Origin of the sequence: Haploplasma axanthum (assembly GCF_900660745.1) — a bacterium.
Classification (GTDB): Bacteria; Bacillota_I; Bacilli_A; order Acholeplasmatales; family Acholeplasmataceae; genus Haploplasma; species Haploplasma axanthum.
Genome location: NZ_LR215048.1, coordinates 736319 through 755323 on the forward strand (window position 1 = coordinate 736319; position 19005 = coordinate 755323).

At 27.2% G+C, this 19005-nt stretch carries 19 protein-coding genes; 17 read left to right on the top strand and 2 right to left on the bottom strand.

Annotated elements, in window-relative coordinates:
* Window position 1: 1 nt before the first annotated feature.
* On the top strand, window positions 2-763 hold the full coding sequence (gene tpiA / locus EXC62_RS03455; protein ID WP_035375705.1) for a triose-phosphate isomerase: 762 nt from the start codon (window positions 2-4) through the stop codon (window positions 761-763).
* Between the two features lie 146 nt (window positions 764-909).
* On the opposite strand, the gene EXC62_RS03460 is transcribed toward tpiA, so the two are convergent.
* Window positions 910-4092, bottom strand: coding sequence for a hypothetical protein (locus tag EXC62_RS03460; RefSeq protein ID WP_026390468.1), 3183 nt, complete (start codon window positions 4090-4092; stop codon window positions 910-912).
* 123 nt (window positions 4093-4215) lie between these two features.
* Between EXC62_RS03460 and EXC62_RS03465 the strand changes: the two genes are divergently transcribed.
* From EXC62_RS03465 to EXC62_RS03535, 16 genes are all read left to right on the top strand, one after another.
* Window positions 4216-5004 (top strand): MBL fold metallo-hydrolase, encoded by a 789-nt coding sequence (locus EXC62_RS03465; RefSeq protein ID WP_162849132.1) that lies wholly within the window; start codon window positions 4216-4218, stop codon window positions 5002-5004.
* The gene (locus EXC62_RS03470; protein ID WP_035375706.1) at window positions 5001-5444 is read left to right on the top strand and encodes a 23S rRNA (pseudouridine(1915)-N(3))-methyltransferase RlmH; all 444 of its coding nucleotides are present in this window, start codon (window positions 5001-5003) and stop codon (window positions 5442-5444) included. The genes EXC62_RS03465 and EXC62_RS03470 overlap by 4 nt, the downstream gene beginning before the upstream one ends.
* A 75-nt stretch (window positions 5445-5519) precedes the next feature.
* Window positions 5520-6026, top strand: a complete 507-nt coding sequence (gene mscL, locus EXC62_RS03475; protein ID WP_052589868.1) for a large-conductance mechanosensitive channel protein MscL — start codon at window positions 5520-5522, stop codon at window positions 6024-6026.
* Window positions 6027-6052: 26 nt separating this feature from the next.
* On the top strand, window positions 6053-6919 hold the full coding sequence (locus EXC62_RS03480) for a DegV family protein (RefSeq protein WP_026390471.1): 867 nt from the start codon (window positions 6053-6055) through the stop codon (window positions 6917-6919).
* 55 nt (window positions 6920-6974) lie between these two features.
* Window positions 6975-7769, top strand: a complete 795-nt coding sequence (aroF, locus tag EXC62_RS03485) for a 3-deoxy-7-phosphoheptulonate synthase (protein WP_162140192.1) — start codon at window positions 6975-6977, stop codon at window positions 7767-7769.
* A complete protein-coding gene (gene aroB, locus EXC62_RS03490; protein WP_162140193.1) occupies window positions 7759-8754 on the top strand; it encodes a 3-dehydroquinate synthase in 996 nt (331 codons plus the stop codon). Before aroF ends, aroB begins: the two co-directional genes overlap by 11 nt.
* A complete protein-coding gene (gene aroA / locus EXC62_RS03495) occupies window positions 8751-10019 on the top strand; it encodes a 3-phosphoshikimate 1-carboxyvinyltransferase (RefSeq protein WP_026390473.1) in 1269 nt (422 codons plus the stop codon). Before aroB ends, aroA begins: the two co-directional genes overlap by 4 nt.
* A complete protein-coding gene (locus EXC62_RS03500) occupies window positions 10012-10266 on the top strand; it encodes a chorismate mutase (RefSeq protein WP_026390474.1) in 255 nt (84 codons plus the stop codon). Before aroA ends, EXC62_RS03500 begins: the two co-directional genes overlap by 8 nt.
* Window positions 10259-11017: a shikimate dehydrogenase family protein gene (locus tag EXC62_RS03505; protein ID WP_026390475.1), complete on the top strand. Its 759-nt coding sequence runs from the start codon at window positions 10259-10261 to the stop codon at window positions 11015-11017. The genes EXC62_RS03500 and EXC62_RS03505 overlap by 8 nt, the downstream gene beginning before the upstream one ends.
* Window positions 11010-11975, top strand: a complete 966-nt coding sequence (locus tag EXC62_RS03510) for a chorismate synthase (protein WP_026390476.1) — start codon at window positions 11010-11012, stop codon at window positions 11973-11975. Before EXC62_RS03505 ends, EXC62_RS03510 begins: the two co-directional genes overlap by 8 nt.
* Before the next feature lie 9 nt (window positions 11976-11984).
* Window positions 11985-13892, top strand: a complete 1908-nt coding sequence (locus EXC62_RS08815) for an ATP-dependent DNA helicase RecG (protein ID WP_162140194.1) — start codon at window positions 11985-11987, stop codon at window positions 13890-13892.
* Window positions 13893-13931: 39 nt separating this feature from the next.
* Window positions 13932-14927: a phosphate acyltransferase PlsX gene (plsX, locus tag EXC62_RS08820; RefSeq protein WP_162140195.1), complete on the top strand. Its 996-nt coding sequence runs from the start codon at window positions 13932-13934 to the stop codon at window positions 14925-14927.
* Window positions 14924-15607 carry a ribonuclease III gene (gene rnc / locus EXC62_RS03520; RefSeq protein ID WP_332307596.1) on the top strand — a complete coding sequence of 228 codons (684 nt, stop codon included), beginning with the start codon at window positions 14924-14926 and terminating at the stop codon, window positions 15605-15607. Before plsX ends, rnc begins: the two co-directional genes overlap by 4 nt.
* Window positions 15585-16196, top strand: a complete 612-nt coding sequence (locus tag EXC62_RS03525) for a DnaD domain protein (protein ID WP_052589875.1) — start codon at window positions 15585-15587, stop codon at window positions 16194-16196. The genes rnc and EXC62_RS03525 overlap by 23 nt, the downstream gene beginning before the upstream one ends.
* Entirely contained in the window at window positions 16197-16841 is a 645-nt protein-coding gene (gene nth, locus EXC62_RS03530) for an endonuclease III (RefSeq protein WP_026390479.1), read from the top strand.
* Between the two features lie 48 nt (window positions 16842-16889).
* Window positions 16890-18107, top strand: coding sequence for a helix-turn-helix domain-containing protein (locus tag EXC62_RS03535; RefSeq protein ID WP_026390480.1), 1218 nt, complete (start codon window positions 16890-16892; stop codon window positions 18105-18107).
* Here EXC62_RS03535 and EXC62_RS03540 read toward each other — a convergent pair.
* The gene (locus tag EXC62_RS03540; RefSeq protein ID WP_026390481.1) at window positions 18100-19005 is read right to left on the bottom strand and encodes a beta-propeller fold lactonase family protein; all 906 of its coding nucleotides are present in this window, start codon (window positions 19003-19005) and stop codon (window positions 18100-18102) included. The genes EXC62_RS03535 and EXC62_RS03540 overlap by 8 nt on opposite strands.

Consider the following 19005-nt stretch of genomic DNA (forward strand, 5'->3'; position numbering starts at 1 on the left):
TATGAAAAGAAAACCTATTATGGCTGGAAATTGGAAAATGTATAAGAATAGAGATGAAGCTTTAGCTTTTATCTATCAAATAAATGAAAAATTACCAAGTAGTGAACTTGTTGAAACTGTTGTTTGTGCTCCTGCTGTTTACTTGAGAGATTTAGTTAAACGTCAAGGCGATAATTTAAGAGTTGGTGCACAAAATATGCACTACCTAGATGAAGGTGCTTATACAGGTGAAATATCAGCTGGTATGATTAAAAATATCGGTGTTGAGTATGTTGTTCTTGGACATAGTGAAAGAAGAGCATATTATAATGAAACAGATGAAACAGTAAATTTAAAAACTAAAAAAGCAATTGAAAGTGATATTGTTCCGATAGTTTGTGTTGGTGAAGAATTATCAATTAGAGAAAACGGAACTACTGACAAAGTTGTTGGTGAACAAGTTGTTAAAGCATATAAAGATATAAGTAAAGAAGATGCTTTAAAAACAGTTATTGCTTATGAACCAATTTGGGCAATTGGAACTGGTAAAACTGCCACTCCACAACAAGCAAATGAAACAATTGTAGCAATTAGAAAAGTTGTTGAAGGATTATATGGTAAAGATGTTGCTGATCGTATAAGAATTCTATATGGTGGATCTGTTAAACCTGAAAATGTTGTTGAACTATTAAGTACATCAGATATTGATGGAGCATTAGTAGGTGGAGCTTCATTAAAACCAGAATCATTCTTAGCATTAGCTGAAGCGGCAAGTAAAAAATAATAATAATCTACAATGATTTAATGACCTAGAGTTAATTCTCTAGGTTTTTTTATTTATATATTTGTTCTAAAGTAAATATACAAAAAAAGGCTGATTTAAAATCAACCTTCTTTATTGAATACTATTTTATATATAAAGTGAAATTCTTAATTTACCTTGAATGTTTCAAACCAGTTAGCATATAATTCTTCGTAATTAGCATTACCTTGTAAGTATGTATAGAATTGATTACGATTTATATCTTTGATATTAGCGAATGCAGCTTGTTGAGCAGTAGATATTTCAGCAACTGAACTCCAAGTAATACCTTCAGATGATAATAATTTGAATAATATTGCACTTTGCATATAAGTGTTTGAATACAATGTATTAACAGGATCAAAGTATTTAGTTAATGCACTTTGAACAGCAGTTGGAATTAAGATACCTAAGTCTTCTTTTTTACCAAGTACAGAATATTTAATTTGATCTAATGATAATTTTTCATTTTCATTGTATGCATTATAACGTGTACCATCAATAGTAATTGTATAATCATCTTTATCATAGTCAAATCCTTCTTCACCATAGTTACTTGGTGCTTCATATTTAGCACTTGTTTTTTCACTAATGTTTGTTGCTAGAATGAAGTGGAAACCGAAGCTTGACATAATACCAGGTTTATCACCATTTTTAGCAGATAAGAAATCAGTTGTTAATGTATCATGTTCTGTAATTGAATTCCATGAACCACCACCAAAATCAAAGTATGGAAGACCACCATCAATTAGTTCCTCTTTAGCTTCTTTAGCATCTTCACGTTCTTTAACAATTAAATCATGTAGATGAACAGCACGATCATAGAATACTGTATCAAGAGTAGAAGAATTAGTTGGTAAATTTGAAACATTTGTTATAGCTGAACTAATTGCTTCGTATTTAAGATTTAATCCTAAGTTTCTATAATATTCTAATGATTTTGAATTAGCATCGTCAGTAACCCATGGTTTAACTTCATTAAGTGGAGCAAGAACAGGGATTCTAACAGCTTCTTGGAATTGAGCAGCAATTTCAGTTAATCCAGAAGTAATTGTTGCTTTATTTTGTAAATGATATGAAACATCTTTATATAATTGAACAATAGCAGCTTTTACTTCAGCAACTTCAGTTTCACTCATTTTTTCGAATACTTCATTTGGATCATCAGGAGTACCATCACCATTTTGATCAAAGTAAACTAATAAGTGACTTACAGTTATTCCAAAATCTTGTGTATATTGTTTTTCAACATATTCATATAGTTTTTCAAAAACAAAATCAGTATTATTATCAGTTCCAGATAATAATTTACTTTGTGCTTCTAAATCAGCAGTAAATACTTCTCTTAATTTTGGTAATACATAACCATTTCTAATAGCTTCTTTATTATCTTTAGCACCAAATACTAATAATAAGAATGCTTCACGGCCAATTGATGCTGGATATCCTGCACTTGCAAATTGATCGTTTGAGAAGTTAGTAATTAATGTTCTAAATTCTTTTTCAAATCCTTTATAAGTATCTTTATCAATATGTTCATTTTCATATTTAGCAGCAAGTATTTCGTTAACGGCTAAATCAAATGCACCACTTACTCCATAAGCTTTTACTAATTCTGCAAATAAAGCATCAGCTTTAACTTCAAATGAAATATCTTTATCATCAAATTTCCCAGTTACTTTAGCAACTAGTTCACCAGATTTAGCTTTACCTTTAGCTTTAGCATCTTCAGAAGCACTATTGTTATAGAATGTTCTAATTAAGTTATCATAGATTTCAACTTTTAAATCTTTTTGTAATTCAGTTACTTTTGCTGAAGTATAAGAAGCAGTAAGTTTATCATCAATAACTTTGTTTTTCCATTCATCTTTTTGTGCATTAATTAATTCAGTAAGTTTTTCTTTGTTAACAGTATCAGTTGTAACAGCTTCAGGATATGCAGCTTTAATTTCTTCTACTGTATATTTTTCAACTAATTTATCAATTGTGTACCATTGTTTATTTCCATCAGAGTCTTTTTCTTCATCAACTAAGTCAATATAAGAAGCATCAGGATTTAATTTGTATGCTAAATAACGGAAGTTACTTACTGATCTTAAGTTTGAATAAGGTTTTTCAGTACTTAATGTATCATAAATATAACTTCTAAAACTTGAACTTAAAGTGTTTAAGTCTTTATATGTATATATTGTTTGATAAACATCACCGTTTACATATTTAATAACGTTTTTACCATCTTGTTCTTCAATAGTAGTACTTAACTTATTGTTTTCGTTTACAATATTGTATAACTCAATCATAGTAGTTAGAACTTCAGTGTCAACTATTGCAGTATCTCTGTTTGATGAAGGTGAATATGCATCATAGTAATCTTTGAAAGCACCTTCACGAACACTATAATCAGCTTCAGTAGCTTTGTTTACATCAACCCCAGCTTTTTTAGCAGTTTCAACTACATATTCTTTTTTAGCAGTTTCACCTGAATTGATTAATTCAACCATTGCAGCTTTATCTCTAATATCAGGAACTATATACCAGTTACCACGACCATCAATTTTAATGCTCTTACTTCTTAAAGCAGCATTAGCTTCGTTAAGTGTTAAGAAATAGAAGAAGAATACATTAGTATCATGTTGTCCTCTAACATTAGTTTCATAATGAGAAATTACATTAGTATCAGCAACATAGTTATCATTGTCTTCATCATAAACTTCACCATTCTTATCAGCACCTTTTAAAATAGATTCTGCATATAGTCTCTTACCAATTTCAATTGAGTATCTACTACGAAGTGCAGGAATTGAATGATATTCGCTAGCAAATGATTCTTCAGTTTTATTTAATTTGTCAGTTAATGCTGTTGTAAGTGCTGTACGATCAACACTAGCATCTGAACTATAAACTGAATCAACAAATTTTCTGATTGCTATTTCAATATTAGCATCAGTATTTTTCTTAATGCTATCAACATCAGTTGATGAGAAGATTGCTTGGTTTACTAATTCATCAAACAACTTTTTAGCCCATTCTGATTTCTCTCCTGTGCTGTCTAAAAGACCATTAGCACTTTCAGTATACCCTTTAAATAATTCTTTATTAATTATGTTTGTTAAAGTCGAAGAACTTTGTTTACGCAAATTATCGTATAATTCTTTATTTGTGACATTAACATCCCCTACAGATAAATAAGTATCATTGTTAATATTTCCATAAGGCACACTATCTTTTTTCGTACAAGCTACAAGCACTAATGCAGTAACTAAAACTAGGAAAAAGCTAGTAATTTTTTTGATATGCTTTACTTGGATCATAGTTAAATTTCACTCCTTTATTTATTTCATACAAGCATATATAAATATAGCATAATTTTTCATTTTTCGCAACCATTTTCAAGATATTTAGCAATTATACATAATAATTATGGTAGAATACTAATGGGTGATAACGTGGAAGTAATAATTCTTGCAAGTGGATCAAAAGGTAATGCTTTAAGCATTACCAATGAAGGTAAACATATTTTAATTGATGTTGGAATAAGTTTTCTTATATTATCTAATAAACTTAACGAACAGGGAATTAACGTAGATGATATTGACACACTGCTATTAACACATGAACATCATGATCATACAAAGGGTTTAAAAACCTTATTAAAGAAAAATAATAATATAAAAGTTTATCTTACACTGGGAACTTATCAAGGTTTATCGGATGATGTTAAGGAAACATTGATAAACTATGAAATAATTAATTCTGAAGAAAGTTTCAAACTTGAAAATAATCTATTAGTAACTCCTTTTTTAGTTTCTCATGATGCAAACGAACCAGTTGGATTTATAATTGAAAATGACTTGAAAAAGGTTGTTTTAGCAACTGATACAGGTTACATCGATGAGGCATATTTCGGAATATTAAAAAATGCTGATTTATATATATTGGAAGCAAATCATTCTACAGAACTATTGATGAAGTCTTCAAGACCATTTCATTTAAAGCGAAGAATAGTTAGTGAAAAAGGACATTTATCAAATCAAGAGGCAGCATGGCTAGTTAATAACTTTATTAGCGAAAGAAACCAAGTTATTTGGGCAGTAGCACATATCTCAGAAGATTGTAATACAGTTTTAGAAATTGAAAAAACGATTGTTAAAGTTTTTGATGATCCAACAAAACTAATTATTAAATATACATCTCAGCAAACATTGGAGAAAATAAAGTTATGATTAAAATTATTACGGTTGGTAAAGTAAAAAATGATAATTTAAATAAAATGATTAATTATTATTTGAAACAAATACCAAGGAAAACTGAAATTATTACTTTAAAAGATGAGCCTAATATTGATGGTATAAAGAAAGAAGCGTTAAGTATTTTAAAGCAAATTAAAGATACTGATTATGTGATTACTTTAGAAATAAAAGGTAATAATTATTCTAGTGAAGAATTTGCAGAAAAAATCAATGAAATAGAAAATGTTAATCAAGGTGATATTGTTTTTATAATTGGTGGCTCGTATGGACTAGATTCAAGTGTTTCTGAAAAGTCCAATCTTAAATTATCATTTTCAAGAATGACATTTCCTCATCAGCTTATGCAATTATTTTTGGTTGAACAAGTTTTTAGAGCATATAGTATTATTAAAAACCATCCTTATCATAAATAATTGAATTAGATGACAAAACAATTAAAATTTAGTAAAATAAGAATAACAATAATACAAAAAAGAGAGGTGAGAAAGATGAGTAAAAAAGATAAGCAATTAGATAGAAAGAAAAAGACAAAAGGCTTTTTCAAGGGTTTTAAAGATTTTGTAATGAAAGGTAATGTAATTGACTTAGCAGTTGGGGTTATTATTGGTGGTGCATTTGGTAAAATCGTGAATTCATTAGTTAAAGATATTATTATGCCACCAGTTGGATTGTTAATAGGTGGTGTAGATTTTGCTGATTTAACAATTGTATTAAAAGAAGCAGTTATTGAAAATGATGTAATTACAAAACCTGCAGTTGCAATCGCATACGGTAATTTTATTTCAGTTATATTGGAATTTTTAATTATTGCGTTTTCAATTTATTCAGTACTAACTTTAGTTATTAGAAGAAGACAATTTGAAGAAAAACTTGCACAAGAAGAAGCGGCAAAAATTGCAGCAGAAGAAAAAGCTAAAGCAGAAGAACCAGCACCAATTTCAGAAGAAATATTATTATTAAGAGAAATTAGAGACTCACTTAAAGAACAAAAATAAGTAGCAACAAGAAAGGTTAGAGAAAAATGAGTATAAAAAAAGCAGTATTAGTTTGTAGTAATGCTGGACTGGACTATTTAGATTATCCAAAAGATATTCAAATCCTTCGTTCAGTTATCCATTTTGGGACAGAAGAAACATATGATGATTTTGTTGAAATGGATGCTAAAACATTTTATGAAAGAATTGATGAAAATCCAAATGATGTTCCAAAGACGTCATATGTTTCAATAGGAAGAATGCAAGAGATTTTTGAAGATTTAGAAAAAAATGGATATGAGGAAGCTTTGATAATTACTATAGCTAAGCCATTAAGCGGATTATATGAGGCACTTTTAAATCAAGCAAAAAGTGCAAATATTAAAATCACGGTTTTTGATTCAAGAACAATTGCTTATGCTGAAGCATATCAGGCTTTAGAAGCACATCGTTTGTTTGAAAAAGGGTATACAATGGATCAAGTTATAAAAGTTTTAGAACAAATAAGATCAAATAATAAATGGTATTTCGCTGTTGATACATTAAAATATCTTGTTAAAAATGGTCGATTGACAAAACTTCAAGGAACACTTGGAACATTGCTGAAAATTAAACCATTATTGACAATTGATGAAACTGGTAAAGTTCAAACATTAGAGAAAATAAAAACAACACCAAAAGCATTAAATAGAGTTTTAGAAAAATATTTTGAAGAAACAAAAGATAAGAATGTTTTAACTTATATTTCACATGCACATAATGATGCAGCAGTGAAATATGTTACAGAAGAAATTAAAAAAGTTTATCCAAACAGAGAAATCATATCGACTTATTTAACTCCAGTTGTTGGTGCTCATACTGGACCAAAAGCATTAGGACTTGGATACATTTTGCTTGATGAAATTAAATACTAAAAAATAATAATAGTCCTTGATCTCCAAGGACTTTTTACAAAGTGGTGAAATTTAAATGATAAAAAAAGAAATAAAAATTACTGATAAAATAAGTGTTGGAAAAGATTTTATAATAATTGCAGGTCCATGTTCTGTTGAATCATATGAACAAACATATGAAATTGCTAAAGAGATTAAAAGTGCTGGAGCAAATATCCTAAGAGGTGGTGCATTTAAGCCAAGAACATCACCATATAGTTTTCAAGGCTTGGAAGAAGAAGGTATAAAAATACTAAGCAAAATAGGTAAAGAATTAGAAATGCCAATTATTACTGAAATTCCAAGTGAAAAGTATCTTGATTTATTTAATGAGTATGTTGATATTATTCAAGTTGGCGCTAGAAATATGGATAATTATTTTCTACTTAGAGAACTAGGTAAAACTAGAAAACCAATTTTATTAAAAAGAGGTATGGCAGCAACTATTGATGAGTTTTTACTTGCAGCTGAATATATAAAAGCTGGTGGAAATGATAAAGTAATATTATGTGAAAGAGGAATTAGAACTTTTGATAATAAAACTAGAAATACATTAGATATTGCATCCGTTTTAACTCTTGAAAAACTAACTGACTTACCAGTTATCATTGATCCTTCACATGCATCAGGAAATTGGGAAATGGTTGAACGATTATCATTGGCTTCTTTAACGATTGGAGCGAACGGATTAATGGTTGAAGTTCATAATAATCCTGAAAAAGCGCTTAGTGATGGAATGCAATCTCTTAAACCAGAAAAATTTAAAAAAATGATGGATAAAATTAATTTTTTAAAACCATATATTGAATCGGTGAATAAAGATGATAATTGAAACTAGTAATTATAATATTTTTCTAACAAGTGATGAAATATCGTCTTTTAATGAAAAAATAAAAGAAGTGTATCAAGGTAGAAAAATCTTTGTTATTACGGATCAAATAGTTTATGATTTATATTTTGAAACTTTAAAAAATAGTTTGAAAGATTTTGAACTATTTTTTGTTATTTCAAAAGGAAAAAACTTTGATTCATATCAAGAAGTTGTTAATAAACTTTTTCAAAATAAAATTCAAAAAAATAACTTAATCATCGCATTAGGTGGTGGAGTTGTTGGTGATTTAGGTGGTTTTGTAGCATCAACAATTTTTAGAGGAATAAAATATGTCCAAATTCCTACGACATTACTTTCACAAATCGATAGTAGTATTGGTGGTAAAACAGCAATTGATACTGAATATGGAAAAAACTTGTTAGGCAGTTTCTATAATCCAATTCTTGTTTTAATCGATACTAAATTTCTAGATACATTAAACAGCCGTGAATATAATAATGGTATGGCAGAAGCAATTAAAATGGCTTTACTATCTAATAAAGAATTATACGAGATTATTAAATATAAAGAAAAACTTGATATCTTAGAAATAAAAAAGACTATTGAGTATAAAAAACTAATAGTTGAAATTGATCCTTATGATTTAAAAGAAAGAAGAGTCCTAAACTTTGGGCATACTTTTGGACATGCTATTGAAAAAACAGCTAACTACTCTGTTTATAAACATGGAGAAGCCATTAGTTATGGAATGCTTGTAGCACTAAAAATAGGTGAAAAACATAACATTACAAATAGATTTATCTATGATGATTTACTTAATGTTTTGAAAACTAGAAAATTAATTGAAACTGAAATACTTGAGTATGATATCTATAAAAAAGATGTTTTTTATGATAAGAAGAATGAGTCTGATGGTATTGATTTTATTTTTCTTGAAGAAATAGGAAAACCTAAAATTGTTAGAATGAAGAGTGAAGATTTATGAGCAGAATTATAATTTATCCAAGTGAAATAAAAGGTGATGTTAATATTGTTTCTTCTAAATCACTTTCTCATCGATATTTAATAGCTGCATCACTTGCAAAGGGCGAAAGTAAAATAACAAACGTTCTAAAATCAAAAGATTTAGATGCAACAATCAACGTACTAAAAAACTTGTGTGTTGATATAAGTTCAAAAGATGATATTAATTATTTAGTTAGAAGTAATGGTTTAAACCCAACCGATAAAACCTTAGATGTTTATGAATCTGGCTCAACCTTACGTTTTATAATACCTTTATTATGGCTTTTTAGTAATGAATCAAGTATTAAAATGCAAGAAGGACTATCTGTTAGACCATTAACTATCTATAATGATATAGCAAATAAATATCAATATAAATTAACTAAACTAAACAATCAACTGAAAGTTAGCGGTCCACTAAAATCTGGGGTATATGAGATTGATGGTAGCATTAGTTCTCAATTTATAAGCGGTTTATTATTTGCTTTGCCATTAGTAAATGGTGATTCTAAGATTATTATTAAAAATCATCTTGCATCAAAAAGTTATATTGATTTAACACTAGATGTTTTAGATAAAACAGGTATTAAGATAGAGATTAATAGAAATGAATTTATTATTAAAGGTAATCAAAATTATCAGGCTATTGATACTGAAATTGAAGGAGATTATTCAGCAGCAGCATTTTTTATTGTTCTAGCAATACTAAAAAACATAGAATTTACAATTAATAATTTGAGTGAAAAATCACTTCAAGGAGATAAAGAAATTCTTAATATAATTAAAAAAATGGGTGTTAAATATAGTTTTAATGGAAATAAACTAACAATTTATAAACATGAAACATTAAATGCTCCAGTAATTGATTTGATGAATATTCCTGATTTAGGACCAATCTTGATGGTTCTAGCTTCAAGTATTGATAGTGTTACGGTCTTTAAAAACATATCTAGATTAAAGATTAAAGAATCAGATCGTTTACAAGCAATTAAAAATAATCTTGAAAAACAGGGAGTAATCTTTAATATCCAGGAAGAAGAGTTATTTATAACGGGTGTTAAATCCTTTAAAGGTAATCAAGTTTTTGACACTTATAATGATCATAGGATAGCAATGGCACTTGCTGTATATGGATTATGTTCTGAAAATGAAGTTATTTTAAATGATTATACTGTGGTTGAAAAATCATATCCTTGCTTTTTTGAAGATATTAAAAATATTGGAGGCATAGTAAAAAATGATTAATGAATTAAGAAAAGAAATTGATGAAATTGATACTTTAATGCAAGATCTTTTTAAAAAAAGATTAGCAGTTGCAAGGAAAATTGGAGAATATAAAAAAGAAAAAAATCTGCCGATTTACGATTCTAAACGTGAAAATGAAATTCTTTTAAGATTGAAAGAAAAATATGATGATAAAGATACAGTCTTTTATTATGAAAGATTTATGAAAGAATTATTCTCAATTTCTAAGGATCTTCAAAATGAATAATTATGGATTATTAGGGAATAATATCTCTTATAGTAAATCTTCGGAGTTACATAGAGTAATCGCTAAATATTTTGGATTTGAAGTTAATTATGAACTAATTGATATAAAAGAAGAAAGCTTAGAAAAATATTTGAAAAACAAGTTTTATCAAGGCTTTAATGTTACTAAACCATATAAAGAAACTATTATAAAGTATCTTGATGAACTATCTTTAATATCTAAAAAGACTGGTGCAGTAAACACTATATATTACAAAAACAATAAACTTTATGGTGATAATACTGATTATTATGGATTTAAGTATTTAATAAGTTATTACAATATCGACATTAAAAATAAAAGAATTGCTATTTTAGGTACAGGCGGTGCAGCAAAAGTTATCCATTATTATCTTAAAAAATATACAAGCGATGTTTATTATATTTCAAGAACGAGAAAAGATAACTTAACAATTTCATATGCTGAATTTCCTAAATATGATTTTGATATTATCATTAATGCTACGCCAATTGGAACATTTCCTAATATTAATGAATCACCTATTTCAAGTGAATATGTAAATAATAAAATAATCATTGATTTAACATATAATCCTAGAGAAACTAAACTTATGAGTTATACAAAAGACTCATATAATGGATTAATAATGTTAATTGTTCAAGCATTATACGCATCAAAAAAATGGGGAAATGAAGTAAAAATTAACAAAAGAATTGTTAATGAAATAAAGGAGTTGATTGAAAATGTTTAGTTATGGAAATAAATTTAAAATAACAATTTATGGAGCCTCGCATGAGGAAACAATGGGACTTATAATTGATGGATTAAAAGCAGGAATTACGATTAATTCAGAATTGATAAATAATGATTTAAAGAAACGTATGCCAACTTCTATTGGAACAACGCCACGAATTGAAAAAGATGAGTTTATGATTACTAACGGACTATTTAATGGTATAACTACCGGAGGACCGCTTCATATTGTTGTTCCAAACGAAAATATCATCTCAAAAGATTATTCAAATCTTTATAAACATCCACGTCCTGGTCATGCTGATTTTGTTGCTTATAAGAAGTATAATGGCTATAACGATTATCGTGGTGGAGGTTTTTTTTCAGGAAGACTAACCACATTACTAGTTATTGCTGGGGCAATTGCAAAACAGTTATTACCTTTTAGTTTTAATTCTAAATTAATTCAAGTAGGAAATTTAAAAGAAATGGATAAACTTGATAAATATTTAGAAACAATTAAACAAGAAGGAGATTCTGTTGGAGGAATTGTTGAACTTAGAGTTGAAAAAATGATTGATGGTTTAGGTGATCCATACTTCAATAAACTTGATGCAGAAATTTCAAAATTAATAATAACTATACCTGGGGTAAGAGGAATTCTTTTTGGCGATAACTTTGATGTAACAAGTCTAGGTAGCATAAATAATGATTTAATTATTGATGGACAAGGTAAAACTAAAACAAACCACTCTGGTGGTATAAATGGTGGGATTTCTAATGGTAATGATCTTGTTTTTAAGGTTTATGTAAAACCAACTTCAAGTATTAGAATCCCTCAAAAAACATTTAATTTTGAAACAAAAAAAATTGAAAATTTAGAAATTAAAGGAAGACACGATACAGCGTTTGTGAGAAGAATTCCGATTGTTTTAGAAAATGTTACGGCAATTGTGCTTGCTAATTTCTATTTGTAGGGTTATAAAATGATTGTGAAACTTGAAAAGGTAAAAGGTGTAGGCGAAAAATTAAAGAAAGTTTTTAGACAAAACGGTATATGGTCAACTTATGATTTAGCCCGTTTTTTTCCATCATCATATGATGAATTTGAACTAACGACACTTGATTCAAGTAAACATAATGAAGTTGTTACAATTAAAGGGATAGTAATTAGTGATTTAGAAAAAAATATTTATTCTAGAGTTGATATGATAACATTTGATTTAGAAACAAATAAAACTGTTGTTAAGGTAATAGCTTTTAACCAAAAATTTTTAATGAATAGTTTGAAAAAAACTGATGATATATACATTAAAGGTAAATATGATTTTTATAAGAAAAAAATAATTGTTAATAAAATTATGAAAGAAAATAGTTTTGAAAGTATTAAACCTAAATATAAAATTGATGGTATGAGTGATACGATAATTTCTAAAATCTTATTCAATATTTTTGAAGAAAATCAAGTTGAAATCTATGAAAATATGCCTAAAACAATTCTAACGAAGTATAAGTTACTTGATAGATATGAAGCGTATAAAAAACTTCATTTTCCAAATAATAACAATGAAATTGAATTAGCAAAGCGAAGAATTAAATTTGAAGAAGCATATTTTTTTCAAAAAGAATTTGTTAATAAAATAAATAAGCGAATAACAAGAGAAAAACGAAAATATGATTTACAAAAAGTTAAATCGTTTATTGAAAAAATTCCGTACCAATTAACTAATGATCAGAAACAAGCAGTTAATGATGTTTTTGGAGATTTCAAAAAGAGTGAAGTTGGTTATAGACTTATTCAAGGTGATGTTGGATCTGGCAAGACGATTGTTGCTAATATTGCTATGTATGGAGTTGTAACTGCAGGATTTCAAACAGTTTTAATGGCTCCAACGGAATTGTTAGCCAAACAACACTATGAAGGCTTTAAAAGGCTTTTAAATGATGGTTTAAGAATTGAATTACTAACAAGTGATTCAAAAAATAAGGAAGAAATAAAAAATAGTATCAAAGATGGGAATATTAAAATTATTATTGGAACTCATGCGTTAATTCAAGATGATGTAGAGTTTAATAATTTAGGATTAATTGTTATTGATGAACAACATAAGTTTGGTGTTGAAACAAGAAATCAACTAATTAAGAAATCAATTGATGCTGATCTTATTTATTTAACTGCGACCCCAATCCCTAGAACGCTTGCTATTTCACTTTTTGGAGATGCAGATATATCTGTTATTAAAGAGAAACCTCAAAAAAGGAAAAAGATTATTACTAAGGCAATTACTGATAAAGATCTAACAATTGTTTTTGATGAAATTCAAAAAACATTAGAAAGAAATGAAAAGGTTTATGTTGTTGTTCCAGCAATCGAATCAGAACATGCAAAATATAATATTCAAAATGTTTATGAATTATTACTTGGAAAATTTAGCGATAAAGAAATCTTTATTACTCATGGTAAAAACAAAAAAGATGAACAAGAAAAAGCTATCTTAAACTTTATGAATTCTAAACGTGGGATATTAATAGCAACTACAATGATTGAAGTAGGAATTGATATACCAAAGACAACACTTATGGTTATTTTTTCAGCAAACTTTTTTGGATTAAGTCAGCTACACCAATTAAGAGGAAGAGTTGGAAGAGGTCACTTAGAAAGTAAATGTTATTTAATATCAACTGGAGATATTGAAGAAAGATTAGAAATAATTGAAAAAGAGGATGATGGATTTATCTTGAGTGATTATGATTTGAAACTTCGTGGACCTGGTGATTTATTAGGAGTTATACAAACAGGATTTAATGATTTTAAATTCCTAGATTTTATTAATGATTATGAAATTTTAAAAATGATGAGGGAAGAATTACTAAAGACTAAAAATAAATTATGATATAATTATAAATATCAAGAAGTAAGAGAGGAAAGAAAAATGATAAAACTTGCTGTAGATGGAATGGGTGGAGATTTTGCTCCAGAACCAATTGTTAAAGGAACGTTATTAGCATTAGAAAAATATAGAGATTTAGAGATAACAATATTTGGCGATGAAAATAAAATGAAGCCATTTTTAAAACCTCATGATAGATTAAAAGTTATTCACACAGAAGCATATTTAGATATGGGTGTTAAAGACCCTGTAAGAGAATATAGAAGAAATAAAGAAGCATCACTTTTCAAAGCAATGCAATATGTTGCAGATGGTAATGCAGAAGCAGTTGTTACTGCTGGACCAACGCAAGCCGTTGTTGTTGGTGGACATTTAGCATTAAAAAGAATGCCTGAAATGAGAAGGGTTGCTATTGCGCCAGTTATTCCATCATATGATGGAAGAGGAAAGATTTTATTAGATTCTGGAGCAAATGTTGATTTAAAAGCGGAACATCTAGTTGATTTAGCTGTTTATGCGAGCATTGTTGCTGAACGAGTTTTAAATCGTAAAAATCCAACTGTTGCACTTGTTAATATCGGTGCTGAAGAAGGAAAAGGTCGTGAAATTGAAGTTGAAGCATACGAACTATTGAAAAATAATCCAAACATTAATTTTGTCGGTAATTTAGAACCTAAAGAAGTTTTTGTAAGTGATGTTGATATTTTAGTGACTGATGGTTTCACTGGAAATATTTTAATGAAAACAATGGAAGGTACTGCACTAGGTTTAGGAAAAGTATTAAAGAGAGAAATAAAGGCATCATTAAGAAGTAAAATAGGCGCTTTATTTATGAAAAAAGCATTATATAAGTTCAAAAAAGCTCTTGATGCATCAGAAATTGGTGGAGCACTTGTTGTTGGATTAAATCATGTTTTAATTAAAGCTCATGGATCATCAAATGATTATGCATTCTTTAATGCAATTAGGCAAGCAAGAAGTATGGTAGAAAGTAACGTTATTAAAACGGTTGAAGAAATATTATCTAAGAAAGCGTGATTGAGTTGCAAGAGTTATTAAAAAAGTTAGAAATAAATTATAAAGATATTTCGTACTATAAAACAGCATTGACACATTCATCTTATGGGAATGAAAATCAAGTTGAAAATAATGAAAGACTTGAATTTTTAGGTGATGCAGTGATCGAACTTTTAATGAGTGATTATTTATATGAAAATACTGATTTACCTGAAGGAAGAATGACAATTAAAAGAGCTCAAGCTGTTCGTGAAGAAGCACTTGTTATTTATAGTAATAAAATTGAATTGAATAAATATCTGTTATTAGGTAAAGGTGAAGAATCTAAAGGGGCAAATAACGCGATGATTGCTGATAGTTTAGAGGCTATTTTTGCTGCAACTTATATTGATGTTGGTTTAGAAGAGTCTAAAAAATTATTTAATAAAATTGTTGTTCCTAATTTAAATGAAGCATTTAACATTAAAGACTATAAATCAATTTTACAAGAGATAATTCATAGTGGTGAAAAAAGAAATATTAGTTATCAAATAATAAAAGAGTCTGGACCATCTCATAATAAGAGTTTTGAAGCAGTTGTAATGTTAGATAAAGATATCATTCTTGGAACTGGCTTTGGTAAAACTAAAAAAGAAGCTGAGCAAAAAGCTGCAGAGGAAGCATTAAGGAAGGGTAATTATGATTTTAAAGAGAATATATGAAGAATATAATTTTAATATTGAAAAACTCCTTATAAAAGAATATAAAAGATTAAACTTAACAATTGAAGAGTTAAATGTTTTAATTGTTTTATTTGCGCTCCCAGTTAAAAAGAATATTTTTTCTTTAAATGATATTTCAAAAAAAGTTGATTATAATCAAAATGAGATTGCTAAAATAATTGAATCTTTAATGGAAAAAAACTTTTTGAAAATAAAATTAGAAACAAGTAATAAAAGAGAAAGAGAAGTCTATGATTTAGATGGTACCTTTGACCAAATAACAAAATTATATGAACAAGATGAAATCAATCTCAAAAAAGAACAAACTTTTAGTAATGTATCGGAAACAATTGCTTTATTTGAGGAAAAAATGGGAAGAATGCTAAAAAGCAATGAATTAGATCGAATTAGAATATGGTATGAAAGTTTTAATTATGGTCATTCAAGAATTCTATCATTGATTAATGCCTCAAAAAAGAATTTAAGTGTTATTTATATTGAAAAACTTCTTAATATGAATGTCGAATCTGATATTAAAATTGATGATCAAACTGAGAAACTATTAGATGATATTTTTAAGAAACTGTAAATGATTAAAAAAGATAAAGATAAACTAATACTTGATACATTAGATATAATGTTTCCAGATGCTAAAGGAGAATTAAATCATAAAAATGATTTTGAGTTATTAATTGCTGTAGTATTAAGCGCTCAAACAACAGATAAAGCTGTTAATAATATAACACCTTTACTTTTTAGTAAATATCCTGATGCGTTCGCACTAAGTGAAGCAAACGAAGACGATGTGATGATGATAATTAATCGAATTGGACTCTATAAAGTTAAGAGTAAAAATATTATTAAGTTATCTAAGTTACTTGTTGAAAAGCATAGGGGAATTGTTCCAAATAACCGCGAGAGTCTAGAAGCATTACCTGGAGTGGGAAGAAAAACTGCAAATGTTGTTATGAGTATTGCTTTTAATATTCCAGCAATTGCTGTTGACACACATGTTGAGAGAGTTTCAAAAAGACTTGGTTTAGCAAATAAGTCGGATAATGTTTTAGAAGTTGAAAAAAAATTAATGAAGAGGTTTCCAGAAAATAGATGGACAAAACTTCATCACCAGTTAATTTTCTTTGGAAGATACCATTGTACTGCTAAAAAACCTAAATGTAATGAATGTGCTTTAAAAGATATTTGCATATTTTATAAAGAATTCAAAAAAAATTAGACTTTATAACTTGTTTTGTAGAAAATATAGTTATAAGGAGTGAAAAGGATGAATTTAACAAGAATAAGAAAAATTATTAATGAATATCAAAATATGTTAGATCAAAAAGATCGAACAATTGGATCAATCATTAAACACTATCGAAAGGAAAGAAATTATACACTAGATGATACTTCAAATGGAATTTGTAGTATTTCATATTTATGTAAAGTTGAAAAGAATCAATTAATACCTAGTGATATAATATTACCTAAGTTAATCAAACGGTTAAAGATTAATGAAGAAGAAATAAACACAAACAAGAAAAGTGATTGGGTAAAAGAAGTATTAAAAGATTACAATATTCTAAAAAAAATGTATAATAGTGTGTTTTATTTAAAAGACTATCAATCAAAATTAATCAAATATACATATAATTTGTTAATCAAAAATGATATGATAGCAGCACATAAAGAATATATTGATTTAACTGAATATTATACATATTTCACTGAAGAGGAAATGTGTTTTTACTTATACTTAATAATGATTAATTACTACAAAAAAGAACAATATTCAGAAATAATAAATATGTACAAAGATGTATTAATTTTTAATGAACAAAGAGAACTACAATTAAAAATAAAGGTTATAGTATTAAAATCATTCTATAAATGTGAACGTTATTCAGAGGCAAATATTATGTATGAAAAAGTCATTTCAGACTTATTAAACTATAATATGTTTGAAGAAATAATTAAACTTAGAAGTTATGACTTAGCAGCTAAAGCTAAAGAATTAGAAACAGAAGTATTAATAGAGCATTTAAATCTTTTAAATAATACAGAAAAAATGTCTTTTGAATATATATGGTTTGTTCATTATTTTTATAAGAAAAATGATTATGAAAAAGCAGTTGAATTAATACTTAAAATCAAAGACTTAAATGCTCATTATTATATTATGTGTTTAATAGCACTTGATATAACAAAAAAAGGTCATGAGATAGTAAAAATACTATCATCAAAACCTAATTTTGATATGCCTAATTCATATAAAGTAATTATTAATTATTTAAAAAAGAAATACTCAAATGAAAGACTTTTCTCATTTATAAAAGAAGAAATTGTCATTGCTAAATTTTTAACAGATGAAGCAATAATAATTGACTATTTGTTTAATGAAGCATGTGAATTATATAAGAGTGAACATTATTATAAAGGAACGGTTTCTTTGCTTGAAAAGCATAATAGATTTTTAAAACAAAGAAATAAGAATGTTATATAGAAATAATTGAAGCTCCACGATCTAAATTATAATTATAATCTTCTAAAGTAAGTTTCCCATTATTAATTGAATATAATGATAGGTTATCACTTTTCATATTTGCAACAAGTAAATATTTATCATCATCGATTAAATTAAAATCTCTTGGATGATCGCCATTAGTATGGATTTTTTGAATAACTTTCAAAAGTCCATTTTTTTCTATTTCAAAAACAAATATATAATTACTATCTCTAACAGCAGCATATAAGAATTTATTGTCTTTTGAAATCCTTATTGCGGAACCAGCACCTATACTTAAATTAATTGTTTGTAATAAGTTAAGTTTGTTATTACTGAATTCTAAAACTGATACTGAAGGTGTTAACTCATTAATAATATAAATGATTGGTAAATCTTTATTATATGTAAAGTGTCTAGGACCTTCATTATTTTTAAATGAGTATAATACGCTTAGATTTAATTCTTTGTTTTTAACATCATAAAGATAAAATTTGTTATCTCCTAAATCACAAACTCCAACCTTATTTATACTAGGGATATATTCTGCATAATGAATATGAGAATGGGGAGTATAACTAAGAGTATTAACAACATCCCAGTGATTTTTATCTTTAGAAAGAATTTTTAAAATTCCATCATGATAATGAGAACTATAAACTAAATTATTAGTTTTATCATATGAAATGTGACATGATTTTTCATTAAGAAGAATATCATCATTTTCAATTTTAATATATTGCTTGTTGTCTTTCTCATAAATATAAGAGAGCCCATTTAAATTCATTAAATAGCTAGGTTTTGATGCTTCTAAATAAACATTTGTTTTGTTAACTTTATTATTCTTTATTATGAGTTCATAAACATTCTTATTATAAGAACCAATTAATATTTTCAT